13 protein-coding genes, 1 other RNA gene and 2 pseudogenes are annotated in these 13488 nt (G+C 41.5%); 10 read left to right on the top strand and 6 right to left on the bottom strand.

Annotated features, from left to right (window positions below; genetic code table 11):
* The first annotated feature begins 63 nt into the window (after positions 1-63).
* The 3 genes from UYI_RS38345 (at position 64) to UYI_RS0118705 (ending at position 4531) form a co-directional block, all read left to right on the top strand.
* On the top strand, positions 64-3426 hold the full coding sequence (locus UYI_RS38345; RefSeq protein WP_162140408.1) for a two-partner secretion domain-containing protein: 3363 nt from the start codon (positions 64-66) through the stop codon (positions 3424-3426).
* Positions 3427-3883: 457 nt separating this feature from the next.
* Complete coding sequence (locus UYI_RS0118710; protein WP_016868189.1) at positions 3884-4075, top strand: hypothetical protein; 192 nt, start codon at positions 3884-3886, stop codon at positions 4073-4075.
* A gap of 66 nt (positions 4076-4141) precedes the next feature.
* On the top strand, positions 4142-4531 hold the full coding sequence (locus tag UYI_RS0118705; RefSeq protein WP_016868188.1) for a hypothetical protein: 390 nt from the start codon (positions 4142-4144) through the stop codon (positions 4529-4531).
* A gap of 77 nt (positions 4532-4608) precedes the next feature.
* Here the strand turns inward: UYI_RS0118705 and UYI_RS0118700 are convergent, their stop codons facing one another.
* Positions 4609-5625, bottom strand: a complete 1017-nt coding sequence (locus UYI_RS0118700; RefSeq protein WP_016868187.1) for a zinc-dependent alcohol dehydrogenase family protein — start codon at positions 5623-5625, stop codon at positions 4609-4611.
* A 465-nt stretch (positions 5626-6090) separates the two neighbouring features.
* Complete coding sequence (locus UYI_RS0118695) at positions 6091-7221, bottom strand: DNA polymerase III subunit delta (protein WP_016868186.1); 1131 nt, start codon at positions 7219-7221, stop codon at positions 6091-6093.
* A gap of 254 nt (positions 7222-7475) precedes the next feature.
* Here UYI_RS0118695 and UYI_RS0118690 point away from each other — a divergent pair, with 254 nt between their 5' ends.
* Positions 7476-9320, top strand: coding sequence for a tetratricopeptide repeat protein (locus tag UYI_RS0118690; RefSeq protein WP_026086040.1), 1845 nt, complete (start codon positions 7476-7478; stop codon positions 9318-9320).
* Here UYI_RS0118690 and UYI_RS35015 read toward each other — a convergent pair.
* Positions 9247-9582: a hypothetical protein gene (locus UYI_RS35015; RefSeq protein WP_071588856.1), complete on the bottom strand. Its 336-nt coding sequence runs from the start codon at positions 9580-9582 to the stop codon at positions 9247-9249. The two genes, UYI_RS0118690 and UYI_RS35015, sit on opposite strands and share 74 nt — an antisense overlap.
* 219 nt (positions 9583-9801) lie before the next feature.
* Positions 9802-9978, bottom strand: coding sequence for a hypothetical protein (locus UYI_RS36950; RefSeq protein WP_016868184.1), 177 nt, complete (start codon positions 9976-9978; stop codon positions 9802-9804).
* Here UYI_RS36950 and UYI_RS32880 point away from each other — a divergent pair.
* A pseudogene (locus UYI_RS32880) lies at positions 9928-10376 on the top strand (Uma2 family endonuclease); the annotation flags it as partial. The gene UYI_RS36950 and the pseudogene UYI_RS32880 overlap by 51 nt on opposite strands.
* A gap of 125 nt (positions 10377-10501) precedes the next feature.
* Here UYI_RS32880 and UYI_RS0118680 read toward each other — a convergent pair.
* On the bottom strand, positions 10502-11065 hold the full coding sequence (locus UYI_RS0118680) for a 2'-5' RNA ligase family protein (protein WP_016868183.1): 564 nt from the start codon (positions 11063-11065) through the stop codon (positions 10502-10504).
* Between the two features lie 171 nt (positions 11066-11236).
* Here UYI_RS0118680 and UYI_RS0118675 point away from each other — a divergent pair, with 171 nt between their 5' ends.
* The 5 genes from UYI_RS0118675 to queF all read left to right on the top strand — a co-directional run bounded on the left by UYI_RS0118675 (position 11237) and on the right by queF (position 13264).
* Positions 11237-11503, top strand: coding sequence for a YciI family protein (locus UYI_RS0118675; RefSeq protein ID WP_016868180.1), 267 nt, complete (start codon positions 11237-11239; stop codon positions 11501-11503).
* A 37-nt stretch (positions 11504-11540) separates the two neighbouring features.
* Positions 11541-11637, top strand: an RNA gene (gene ffs / locus UYI_RS35010) — signal recognition particle sRNA small type.
* Between the two features lie 26 nt (positions 11638-11663).
* Positions 11664-12056 carry a phasin family protein gene (locus UYI_RS0118670; RefSeq protein ID WP_016868179.1) on the top strand — a complete coding sequence of 131 codons (393 nt, stop codon included), beginning with the start codon at positions 11664-11666 and terminating at the stop codon, positions 12054-12056.
* Positions 12057-12382: 326 nt separating this feature from the next.
* Positions 12383-12787 carry a hypothetical protein gene (locus UYI_RS0118665; RefSeq protein ID WP_016868178.1) on the top strand — a complete coding sequence of 135 codons (405 nt, stop codon included), beginning with the start codon at positions 12383-12385 and terminating at the stop codon, positions 12785-12787.
* A gap of 63 nt (positions 12788-12850) precedes the next feature.
* Complete coding sequence (gene queF, locus UYI_RS0118660; protein ID WP_016868177.1) at positions 12851-13264, top strand: preQ(1) synthase; 414 nt, start codon at positions 12851-12853, stop codon at positions 13262-13264.
* A gap of 9 nt (positions 13265-13273) precedes the next feature.
* On the opposite strand, the pseudogene UYI_RS0118655 reads toward queF, so the two are convergent.
* Positions 13274-13488, bottom strand: a pseudogene (locus UYI_RS0118655) (hypothetical protein); the annotation flags it as partial.

Here is a 13488-nt window from a genome sequence, read left to right as displayed (position 1 = left end):
AGTGTTTTTACTTAAAATTTAGTAGCTTATAAAACTAATTTTTATTGGATGTGGTTGAAAACTATGCCAAAAACTATATTTTATAAATCAAACACCCTCTTGAAAAGCTTTGAACGCCGGAAGCCGGCGATCAAACTTTTCGCTGATGCACACAGATACACACAGATGTTCCTCAGTGTTCTCTGCGCCCTCTGCGGTTCGTTTTTCCTAGATGGACTGCAAACAAAAGCAACAGCCCAAATTACACCAGCCCCCAACGATACAGGTACAGTTGTTAACCAAACTGATAACACTATTAATATCGAAGGTGGCAAACAAGTAGATGCAAACTTATTTCACAGCTTCGAGAAATTTGGACTAAATGAAGGTCAAACTGCTAACTTTATTTCTAACCCGTCTATTCAGAATATTCTCGGTCGAGTCACTGGTGGTGAAGCTTCGGTAATTAACGGCTTAATTAAAGTGACAGGTGGTAACTCAAATCTGTTTTTAATGAATCCCGCCGGCATTATTTTCGGTCCTAGTGCAAGCTTGAATGTGCCAGCAGCGTTTACGGCTACCACAGCAAATGGTATCGGGTTTAATAATAAATGGTTTAATGCTGTTGGTACAAATGATTACGCTAGTTTAGTTGGCAAACCTGATGCTTTTGCTTTTACTCAATCAGGAGGAGGAGCAATTATTAATGGTGGTAGTCTTAAAGTTGGTTCAGGGCAAAACCTGACATTGCTGGGAGGAACAGTAATTAGTACAGGGACAGTAGATGCACCAGGAGGCAAAATTAACATTACTGCTGTACAAGGAGAGAAGTTAGTTCGCATTACCTCGGAAGGAAGTTTGTTGAGTTTAGCTTTACCTGTAGAGACAAAAGCAGCAATTAACCCTTTGCCTTTTACACCAAAAGCGTTACCTGAATTGTTGACAGGGGGTAATGTCAGTATCGCAACTGGTGTAAATGTAGAAAATGGTGTGGTGAAGCTGACAAGTTCCGGTGTGAAAATTTCAAATACACCAGGTACTACGGTTGTGACTAATCAAATAAATGTATCTGGTGAAACAGGTGGAAATATCAATATACTAGGGGATATAGTCGGTCTTGTTGATGCCGACATCAACGCCTCTGGTATAAATGGTGGTGGAACTGTTTTGATTGGCGGTGATTACCAGGGTAAAGGAACAGTGCCAAATGCTTCCCAAACATTTATCAATCGAAACTCCACAATTAATGCCGATGCACTAGAAAATGGTAACGGTGGGCGTGTGATTGCGTGGGCAGATGGAACAACCCGTTTCTACGGAAATATGAGCGCCCGTGGTGGAAATAGTAGTGGTGATGGTGGATTTGTCGAGATATCGGGTAAAGAGAATTTAACTTTTGATGGTTTTGTGAATGTTGGTGCGACAAATGGCAAAGTAGGACAGTTACTATTAGATCCTACAAGTGTTGTTATCGGCGGTTTTGTAGACACAAATAACAATGAACTTGATGATGGAGAAATTCTCGACACAGATGCTGGTGGCACATTCTTTATTACTAGTGGAAAGATTGTAGAAGCTCTAAAAGATGGAGATGTGACTATTGAAGCAACAAATGATATCAAAATTGAGATCTCCATAGCAGCATCTCAAGATTCCAATAGTCTGACTCTAAATGCACCTCAGATTAATATAGATGGTTCTCAAAGCATTTCTGTTATAGGCGACTTGAATTTAATCGGCAACAACTTGACATTTGAAAATGACACACTGGAGTCTACACAAGGAAATCTGAACATAACAGCGCAGACTCTGACAACTGAAAACTCTAAGCTATTTGCCCAAGGAAACCTGAATTTGAATACTCAGGGAGACTTGACTTTAAAAGGAACCAATCTTTCATCTCTAGGAAATATACTGCTACAGTCAAATAATCTTGTAAATTTATCTGAAACCGATCAGCCATCTATTATCCAAACCAGAGGTAACATTACGATTCAAGGTAATGGGGGTATCGAGATACAAGCTTTGAGTCGTCCAGAATCTTTGCTTCGTAGTGGAGGCGACTTTAAGCTGATTAGTGATGGTAATATCATTGGTAATGCTCGTATTGCCAGTGGTGGTAATTTCTCAGTCGCAGGAACTGGAACATACAGCCAACCCGATCCTACTCTCAATTTCAATGGCATTATAAGTTCTAATGGTAATGTCAGCTTTGGTGACTACACTGGCAGTTCTTTGAAAGTAGAGGCAGGCGGAAGCATTAAAGGTGGTAACATCAACATCACGAAAGCTGGTACTTTCCCTACAGGTAGCGATCCAGACTTAGCAATTTTGAACACAGGCCCAGCAGTGATTTTACGGGCTGGAGTGACGAATTTACAATATTCCCCAGATAGCCCTCCTGGACTAACTTTTGAAGGAACGAATTTCATATTCCCCAATGGACAATCTCCAGAAATAGTAACCCTACCCGGAAGTATTGAAGTAGGAGATATCACCACGGCTGAAACTCCTGTCGGGCTTCCTAGTACGGACGAGTTTGGTTCTGGTTCTGGTTCTAACCTTTTCCCTGCTGACTCTGTAGTATTATCTGCCGCAGGAGAAATTAAGACAGGGAATATCACAACAAAGAGAGGATCAGTCAACCTAACAACCACGAATGGCAATATTGTTGTAGATACCATCAATACCTTGGGATTGAACCCGATCACTGGTGAAGGTCAAAGAACCACCGATAGTGGTGCTAGTGTTACGATTGATGCAGGTGGTATTTTTAGGGCCGAAAAAACATTCCCATTTAGTTTTACTACTGGTGGCCCTACAAATGTGCCAACCAGTATCTTAACTTCTAGATTTAATGGCAGTTCCGAACCGGGAACAAATGCCATAATCAATATTAAGCATAGGGGTGTAGACTTCGTTGCCGGATATGCCCCTGGTAACATAGCAGATAATGTCAGTGGTACAGCTGGGGAAATCTTCATTTCAGAGGGAAGTAATCAAGCGCTTGGTGGCTCATACAATGACCCAAGCCTACCTTTAAGTAGTTCCATTAATGTTTCCGAAGTTCCCCGACCAGACCCAGACCCAGACCCAAACCCAGATCAGGATTTAGACCCAGATCCTGATCTAAATCCAGACCCAGATCCTGATCTAAATCCAGACCCAGATCCTGATCTAGATCCAGACCCAGATCCTGATGATAAAGATGCACAACAAACATCTCAAAACGATAATTGTCAGCCTACAAATAGAAGGCTTACCCTAGCACAAAGACTCAAACAAGCACGTGGAATTCCTATAGATATTCCGGAATCAAGTACCGCAAATGCTTGTGAGGAAACAATTCCAGGTATCTCCATTTTGCGGATTATTCGAGATCATCGAACTCAACCTCTTCCGATTAACTTAAATTTTGTACCGCCATCAGAAATTAATCGGAATTAATGATTGCCCAGAAATTTATGGTACTGTCGGTCAATTCGTGAAGCATTTAGCCCTTCGGCATAAAAGTTTTGATTTTGCGGCACTAATCTCGCCCTGCAATTCTTAGCCGCCTGACAGACCATAAAAATTCTTACCCTTTCTGCCTTATCAACAACAAGCGATGCCCAAAAATTTTTTTAACCTGTAGTTATACAGGGTCAAATATAATATTATGTTCAATTAACAGCATCATATTCGTTCCAGAAGCAGTGGATTTCAAAGCGGGTGAATATAGAGCCTCTGGAAGAACAGCCAAAATAATTTTTGTAAGGGCAAAGCAGTGGATCAGCTTGCTTGACCGTGAATTTTCTGAGTTTGGCTAAGACTCAGTGTAAGTTTTTGCACACCAAACTTTGTGGTAGTAAGTTACTTGCTACCACTTTCTTGTTATCCAATTGCAACGCGCGGAATTTGAGATATGAGCAATAGAAAAGAAGGTGAAAGTAACGGAAAAGCCAATGAAAGGAATATTGGTGAGAAATTTACTCCTTTAGGAGGCGGAGAATATATGGAAGAAAGTTCAGGTAATCCGGTAGAGAGGGAAGAAATCGTGAAAGAAGATAAAGACGAAAAGGGTAATGGCTCTGGTCAAAGTAAGTCCAAGTCCTAACTAATTCAATATTTATCCCCACGCCTAGTTTTAGCCCTTGTGGGGGTAATAGCTTAAGAGGCAAGTATGGAAGAAGAATTCACTCAAAGGTATCAAATCATCAATTCATCTGAGGAATTGAAAAAAATACCTACTAGAAAATCCTATACTAGGCCACTTCATATAGTGACATACTGGAGAAAAGATAATGATTTTTTAATTGAAAAAACTACATTAACTTTAGGAAAATCTCTGAAGCAATCAGAAATTGAAGCAGCGAAATTGATACATGGTTCCGTTGAAGAACATTTTGGATTAACAAGAAAAGAGGTTTTTAGCATACTATTGGAGCTTTATGGCGGGCAACAAGGCTACTATGTTGTTGATTTAAAAAATCGCCAGTACTTCTACTATAAAAACTACGAAGATATGATAGTAAAGCTGGAAGAATTAGGTTGTAAACCTGTGGATTACTAGCATAATGTGAATTTGCTCTCTACATTGGCAATGTTTTGGTAATGAGTAATGAGAAATAAGCAAACTACCACAAGTTGTCATGAATTAACTTGAATCACCACTTTTCCAAAGTGAGCCGCACTTTGTAAGTAAGCGTAGGCTTCTTGTGCTTCATTAAACCCAAATACTCTATCTATGATAGGTTTAATTTGATGCTGAGCAATGGCTTGATTCATATCCTCAAAAATTTCTCTGCTACCTACATAAATTCCTTGGGCTGTTAGACTTTTAAAAAGTATTGGTAAAGGATCTACCTGTTCTCCTCTACCCGATAGCACTCCAATTAGGCTAATGCGTCCACCAATTCGGACTGCTTGTAAAGATTTTGGTAAAGTGCCAGCGCCACCGACTTCTACCACATGATCTACACCAGTGCGATCGCTCAATTCATAAACTTGCTTTTCCCAATCGGGAGTTATCTTATAGTTAACCGTCTCGTCAGCACCTAATTCTCTGGCGCGTGCTAATTTCTCATCACTGCTAGAAGTAATAATTACTCTCGCTCCGTGTATTTTGGCAAACTGGAGAGCAAATATAGATACTCCACCTGTACCAAGTAATAATACAGTTTCGCCTGCACTGACGTTACCTTTAGTTACTACTGCGTGCCATGCTGTCACAGCCGCACAGGGTAAAGTTGCACCCTCTTCGTAGGAGAGATGAGCGGGTAAGATAACTAATCCATCTTGGTGTAAAACGATATACTCAGCCAACATCCCATCAATGCCACTCCCCAAATCAGATTTCATTTTCTGGCGGGTGAGTTGACCGTAAATCCAGTCTTGAAAGAAAATGCCAGCGACGCGATCGCCCACTTTAACCCGTGTCACACCTTCTCCCACCGCCACGACTTCACCCGCACCATCAGACATGGGAATGAGAGGATATTTCTGTGTAGGGTTATAGGTTCCTTCTGCGACAATTAAATCACGGTAATTTAAAGACGTAGCTCGAACACGAATAAGCACTTGTCCCGCTTGGGGTTTTGGTTCGGGTTTTTCAACTAGTTTTAAAGCATCAATACCAGCATTGCTTTGCAGTTCGTAAACTTTCATGGGTAAACTCCTTTAGCTGGATAAATGAGAATTGCGAACACAGATGAACACAGATGAACACAGATGAAATATCTGTGTTCAATTTTTACTAACTAAAAATTTGCACAAATTGAATAACTGTTTGGTAATGGGTAATGAGAGGGGAAAACAATTCAAAATTCAAAATTAAGTAGTAAAAAATTTACTACTAACCCTACCCTTACCTTAAGCCACTACCCTGCCTTAAGCCGCTACCTGCGGAAGCCGCTTCGCGTCTACGCGTCTACGTGTCTACGGGTTCGTCAGTCGCTCATGGGGGACTCACCGGTCCCCACGACCGACAGGGAGGAGCCAGTGCGGTGGACGGGTTTCCCGGCATAAAGCACCTGGCGTTGGGGATTGGGGGCTAGGGGCCCCCTTTGGGGTTGGGGGAGGGACCCCCCTTGGGGCGCGCTGACTCACCACTAACCACTAACTACTAACTCTTCAACTTAAACGCTGACGTAACCACAAAGCCAATAAGGGCAGTGCCATTTGATACCGTTGTTCAGCACCATAAATCAAGCCTTTGTGTTGAAGCCCAGTGAGTGCGCCCTGAAGACTACCACCACGGGACAGTCCATGTTTTTGAATATACTCTCTGCTTTGGGGTTTTTCGGTGGGATCTGTGGCTAGACATTCCAAAAGATGGACTTGATTGCCTGGAAGTAACATTAGTAAGGACTCAAAGGTAATAGATAAATCTTTAAGTAGTTCTTCAATCGCTTGTTGTACTTCTTGTTCAGTAATTAACCCATCAGGACGACGTAAAGCTTGCAGACGACGAATAATTGCCACTGCATCACCGATGTGTCCTTGGACAGCATCTAAAAATAGTTGCATGGCTTTGGAACGGGAATCAAATGTTAGTCCTACTGTCTGTAAAATTTCCCTTGCCCATACTGCTACAACATCTCTAGCTAACGGTGCTAACTGTACAGTCTCCAGTGGGTAGTTAGTCTCTTCGGAGTGGTGAGTTGTCTCGGCAATAGTTGCTATAAGTACATAATTGACATGAGTTTGCTGATTAATTTCTCGTCTGAATGTAGCTTCCCATAAACTGTGACGATCCCATGAGCGGATATGAGGGAAACTCTGCAATATGATCACCACGCGCTGATTCTCAGATGCAGCCAAAATTTGGGGTAATCCCAGCAAAAGCTCAAATGCTTGCCACAGCTGTTTTGGATTGAGGGAACGCATTGGTGTTAGTTTACCAGTGGGGATTGAGGAGTTCTCTTGCATCTGGAAGCGAAAAAATTCTTTGCCACTGCTAGCAACCCAATCTTGAATTTTGACTGCATCAAAGTTTTGAGCGATCGCCTCCGCCATTAACTGCACAAATCTCTCTCCATCTGTGGCGCGGATGCAGTCTATCTCTAAGATAATTGCCCCCACTGCTAAAGCAGCCCTCCGTACCAAAGTACGCCGTCCACTTCCTGGTACTCCTGCAATTAACAAGTCACCATCTTCTGCCAGAACTTCCACTATTCGCTGAAATTCTGCTGAACGTCCCATTAATTCTAGAGGGGTAGACAGTTCCAAGTTCACGCGTTTTTTGCCTTCAGAATTTAACATTTATTTCAGTTATCCAGATACCAGCCAACTTATTTACTCAATAACTGATCCCTGATCACTGATTGCAGCCTTACCTCTATGGAAAGCATACCTATTGCTTATCCAAGACATCAAGTATTGAGAAAAATATTAGTGTTTATAAATATTTAGCACTAATAATAGGTTTTAAAACCAGCAAGACTGGCAATCACACGTATAGCTTCTGTGAAAGTTGGTGGCTGTTAGAATTGACATAGTGTGTCTTGGTTTGGAATGTGTCTGAGTCTGTGTCTGTTCGCGATCGCTACCTCGCTTTAGTCGATGAAATTGTTGAAACTACCCTCAAGGGCAAGATTAGTTCTGTTGAGCAAGTGTATCAAATGTTGCTCAATGGTGTTACGGCTGGAACGGGAGAAATTTTTGAATTGGCATTGAGCGATCGCCTCAATAGCATTCACCAGCAAGTAGACAAGGAAAAAGACGAACTCAAAAAAGCCAAAGCTACCCGTAGTCTAAGGGCCATAAAAACAATTCAAAGTCAATGGCAACGGGTGCAAGACCAAAATAAAGCCACAGAAGCCACAGCTACAGCAGTTAAAGAAATTACTACAGCCTCAACCGAGGAACGACTGGCTACCTTTTTACGCGTCACAGATCCAAATAGCAAGTATCGCCTCAACCTACAACAACTTCAGCAATTGTCAAAAGCTTTACAACAGTTTGCTCAAGCAGATTCTGATTTACAGCAAATTTCCGAAGGTATTGCCCGTGGCGTTGCATCTTGGCAGCGACTACAAGACCATTTAGTTAGCTGGATGTATGAGCAAAACCGTGAAGCTTTGGGGTTTGGTGGTATACCAGAAGAAAGTGGCCCTTGGGCAACGTGGGCAAAACAAGTACAAAGCGAGTTACCCCATGCACTATTTCGCGCCTTGGCAACAGAACAATCTGCGATTGAATTTGCTAGACAGCAGCGCCAAATCAGCCTGAGAGACTGGGTGGAAATTACACTCATCTTACAATACCTGCAACGGGGATTAGTCCACTGGTTTGACCAACAACCTTACAATGTTAAAGCTGGTTCCAAGCTTTCTATTTCCACATATTTGACCTTTGCAGTTATCTGGAGTCAACTGGCAAATGGTTTTAGTCAAGATATCATCTACAGTAATGCAGCTTCACAGGTGATGTTACAAATTTTACGATTATTTAGCAAAGCTCAGTATTTTCCTTTATATGGTGGGATCTTCGCTTCCTTTTCTGGCAGTTACTTGCGCGATACCTTGAATTACCTGGATGAACCATTGCGAAAAGTCGAAGGAACCCAAGAAAAAGCCCGGATATTAACAATTTTAGGGTATTCGCAACGGGCTTTGGGACAATACGAAAGTTCCATCAACTTTCATCAACAGGCTTTAGAGATTGCTCGTCATGCAGGCGATCGCCCCTGTGAAATAGCTAATCTCAACCATCTTAGCCGTACTTGTGTAGCCCAGCAAAGGTATGCAGAGGCAATAGATTACAGTCAAAGGGCATTAATCATGAGTCGGCAAACAGGGGATAGGACAGGAGAAGCCTATGCCTTGGTAAACTTGGGTTACAGCGAAGTCATACAGGCTCAACAACAAGAGCAAATAGAACCAGAAACCTATGAAATGCCAATTCACTATTTGCAACAAGGTTTAAAACTATCAGAACAATTAGGCGATGTGCAAAGTAAAGCTTTGTGTTTAAGTAGTTTGGGCATTGCTTACTTGGTAATTGGAGATTCCCAAAACGCCATTAAAAATTTAGAAGAAGGCTTTAAAACAGCACAAATATCAGGTGATTTATATCTCCAAGGATTGAATTTAGCTAATTTAGGTGAAGCGAATTATAACTCTGCAAATTTTGCTAGAGCAATTTACACAGGTTGTTTGGGAATGTATTTGTTAAACCAGATAGCTTCCCAGGAATGGCGAAAAGTGGCGAGGTTACTAACAATATTACAGGGTCAACTTGGGGTAGAAGCTTTCCAAAATGCATTGCAGCAAAATCGCCCCAAAATTATTTCTGTAATTGGTGTGGATGGGTATGATTATATTCCGCAATTGTTAGAAGAATATAGGCGTGAGATGTAACGCGATCACCTGTATTTACCTCAATCAAAAATGGCGATCGCCTTTTTGTGTCATTAACTTTCTTGTCGAGGATCTTCAGGAGGAGGATGAAAACCACCTTTGACCCAAAGTTGTCGAGATTTCTGAATAAATTCTTATCTAGGAGTTCTTGCATCCGCGCACCTAGTTCTTTCGTAAATTTAAAAAGATTAAGATTATTGACTTTTTCAACTCGGATACCAGTTGTCAGCCAAGATGATGGTTTAACTACTACGTTCGTCATAGAATTAGGATGATTGAATATACTGCTATTGTAGTTAGAAATTTTATTTTTACTTTATAAATAACCTCTTAGTTCATTGTTTGCTAGTGCGAAATCAAAGAATGTGATTGCACTCCCGTAACCTAAAACAATGCAGGCGATCGCTGTTTTGTGGAAGTGAATGTGTAGACATGCAATCGCGAGTCAACAGACATCATCTCTACTCCACGTAGTCAAAGTTTACGCCACTTTTAACGGATTTTGTGGCAAAGCGATCGCTTCTGGTAAAGGCTTCCCCTGCCCTTGATACCATTCAATTAAAGACTCAATCACTTCGTGTCCGTGTTTTGCAGCTTCTTCCCATCTCCCCCTACGGGAAGTGATACAGGAAAAAGAAACACAGACATTGTCGGGCAAGTTTGGTTATGAAACCGTCAGACTAAACTCGGAGTAGTATTTGACTCCTCTACAGGATTTCACTTACCAAACGGGGCCGATCGCTCTTTTGATGCTGCTTCGATAAAATTGGAACGCTGGGAAAAACTCACAAAAGAAGAACAAGAAACTTTTGCACCTATATGTCCAGATTTTGTCGTGAAATTGCGATCGCCCTGCGACAGTATAGAAACTTTGCGGGACAAAATGAAAGAATATATAGAAAACGGAACCAAATTAGGGTGGTTGATGACCGAAAAAATCGCCAAGTTGAAATATGCAGACAAGCACAAGATGTAGAAGTATTAGATCATCCCAGTAATGTATCAGGTGAAGATGTACTACCGGGATTTATCTTAGATTTAACAGAAGTTTGGTAAGTAAACCGCTTCATCAATTCCTAGCGAATTCCCTCTATAAAAACTCTGCGTCCCCACCGAAGCTTTGATCGCCCCAAACCCTAGCTCAAACTTCTCTGTGCGTTGACTTTGCGTCCCTCTGTGTTTCAACTAGCGCCAATCACAAATGGAAACTCTGCTTTCACCTGCCACTGCTTACCGTCGTGTCGCAGTAACGTCAAATTATCGGCTGTAAATTCAAAATATAACTCACGCTTTTCAAACTCAGGCCAAGCAGCTTTAAAATTCTGCCGTGTTAAATCTTTAAAAGCCACTGTCATATGAGGCGCGAAAGGTCGAGTTTGAGATACCTGATCAACAATTCCCAGTTGATTGGCTAAGTGTGTCATTAAATTCGCTTGCAAAGCCAATAGCTCTGGACTTCTCACCACATTAATATAGATGACACGGGGAACAAAAGCACCATATCCACTCAAGGTAATTGGTATCGGATTTTGGCTGCTGGCAAATTCCTGCAAACATGCTTCTAATACTGGTAGGTTTTGATCAGACCATTCAAAAGGTGGTTGTAGGGTAATGTGAGGCGGAGATTTTTGGGCGTGACGACTAGCGTAGTGGAGGGCAAAGTGCTGCTTAATTTGGTTGGCATAATCTTGAATTTCTTGGGGTGGCAGCAGGGCAATGAAAAAAAGAGTTTGTGATTTCTGCAAGGGAGTTTAATCAGTTATCAGTTAATAATTTAGTCTTTTTATATCTCAGTTTAGTTTATGGTGGAGAACTACATAGCAAGTGTTCACTGTGGAGAAGCTTACAGTTTGGCGATCGCATAGACTTTAATCTTGAAAATATTACAGCATAAGATTTTGCGAGGATGCAAGTACATGCCGATTTTCGTAAAGATTGAGGAAGGTAAAGTTGATAAATCGGTCTTTGACCAATATATACCTGCTCACAAAGCTTATGTAAAAGATTTGATCGCTAAAGGACACAATGCTAAAACTGGCTACTGGGCAAAGATGGGAGGCGGCATGATGGTGTTTGAAGCTGCATCAATGGCAGAAGCACAGGCAATTGTAGCTAATGATCCTTTGGTAATTAACAACTGTGTTAACTATAAGCTATATGAATGGAAAATTGTCGTTGAATAACACACACATGCAATATTTAATGCTATGCTAATTTGTAGACCTGGATCTATGCGACTGTAACGCCCAAACCTTGTCAGGACCGGAAGGTAGCAGCAACACGGGATGCTTATGGTAGGCGTAGTCTCCGGGTCGCCCTATTTCTAGGAGCGTAAAAGCTGTAATGGCTGGTTTTGGAGATATTGTTAAAAAAGCTTTTTACCTTGGTGTTGGGTTAGCTTCTTACGCGGGCGAGAAAGCAGGCGGAACACTATCTGACGTGCGATCGCAAATCCAAAAGCTAGCAGACGAAATGGTGGCGCGGGGCGAAATGACCACAGAAGAAGCGCGTCGCTTCGTTGAAGATATGATGAAGCAAGCCCAGCAGCAATCAGCAGCTGCTACAACAGAAGAAACGACTACTCCGTCTGAACCGCGCCGCATCGAAATTATCGAAGAAGACGATCAGCCAACGGCGAAAGATACCCAAACCGAGAATAACGATAATGTAGATCAACTACGCCAGCAAGTTCTGGAATTAGAAAACGAATTAAAGCGTCTACAACGTGATAAGTAATAATAAATTTATGCTGGGTTGATATTAGCTTTGTCTTGCTGATATCAACCCATTGCTATATGGCGTAGAATTTAGTTAAAACCTGTTCTTCAGGGTGTTGTTCGTTGCTGCCACTGGGGTAGTATTTAACGTCGATGAATATTTAGTTTCTTTAAGATACTACTCTTCAGGAAATTGCCTTAAGCATGTCTAAATTAGACTAGTACTCGACCACATTGATTTTGATCGGCTGTAGATCCCCGACTTTTTAAAAAAGTCGGGGATCTGGTCCCTCGCAACCCCTCAGAACTTATATTTTTGAATATAGCCAGTAAGGCGTTAATCTTATGGAAAATTGGCAAAAGGATTTTTGGGAAATGGTACAAACAGTAAGCGATGAAGTAGAACGCTTCTTCCTGGGGATGAGTGATATGGTAGACGCATTTTTTGAAGTTACGGAAGAAGTTACTGAGCAGTTGCACAATACAATTGCTGTAGAAATGGATCAGTATTTTCAGGAATTGACTGAACCATTTTTAGAGATGTACTGGGAATTAGAAGATATAGTAGGTGATGATTTAGATCCTGCTTTTCCCTACCCAGTTGAACCCTCAGCAGAAAAAAATCCTGCTTGCATTGGTTGTTGCCACTATCACGGCCAAGCTTATGGTGGTAATTTGTTAGTCTGTGGTATGCATCCCTACGGATGGGATGGTGAGAATTGCCCTGACTGGGAATCAGAAGAATTATAAGTTAAAAGTCAAAAGTCCACTGACAATTGACTATTGACCAATTACTAATTTGAAATTTTTATTATGAGTAATTCTTTATCGGAAAGTGTATCACAGCCAAGCCCAGAAATTAAGTATGGCGAACGTGAAATCGCAGAAGGAAAACTCATTACCTTTCCAAATCCGCGTGTAGGACGACGCTATAACATAGATATCACACTACCGGAATTTACATGTAAATGTCCCTTTTCCGGCTATCCAGACTTTGCCACCATTCATATTACCTACATACCTGATCAACAAGTAGTAGAATTAAAGGCACTCAAGCTTTATATTAATAGTTACCGCGATCGCTACATTTCTCACGAAGAATCTGCTAACCAAATTTTGGATGATTTTGTCGCCGCTTGTGATCCTTTAGAAATCACTGTCAAAGCTGATTTCGCCCCACGCGGTAACGTGCATACAGTGATTGAAGTTCATCACAAAAAACAGTAGCACTGTTGTTTAATCATCCTGATCATCTTGATCTCTACCACCGTCATCATCAGCATCGTCATCATTTTTAATCTTTGATGATGGTGCTGTAGGTTTATTTACAGGCGTTGATAAGGACTCTTGTTTAAGAGGAGGTGGCGTAGGAGGTGTAACTTGTTGGTTTAGTGGTGTGCTGGGGACTGCGGGAACTGTAGAGTAAGGTGATGTACGAGGTACAGCTTGAT

It is taken from the genome of Fischerella muscicola PCC 7414, from assembly GCF_000317205.1.
Lineage (GTDB): Bacteria > Cyanobacteriota > Cyanobacteriia > Cyanobacteriales > Nostocaceae > Fischerella > Fischerella muscicola.
Note: the sequence above shows the minus strand (reverse complement) of the source record. Positions and strands in the feature narration are given on the sequence as shown.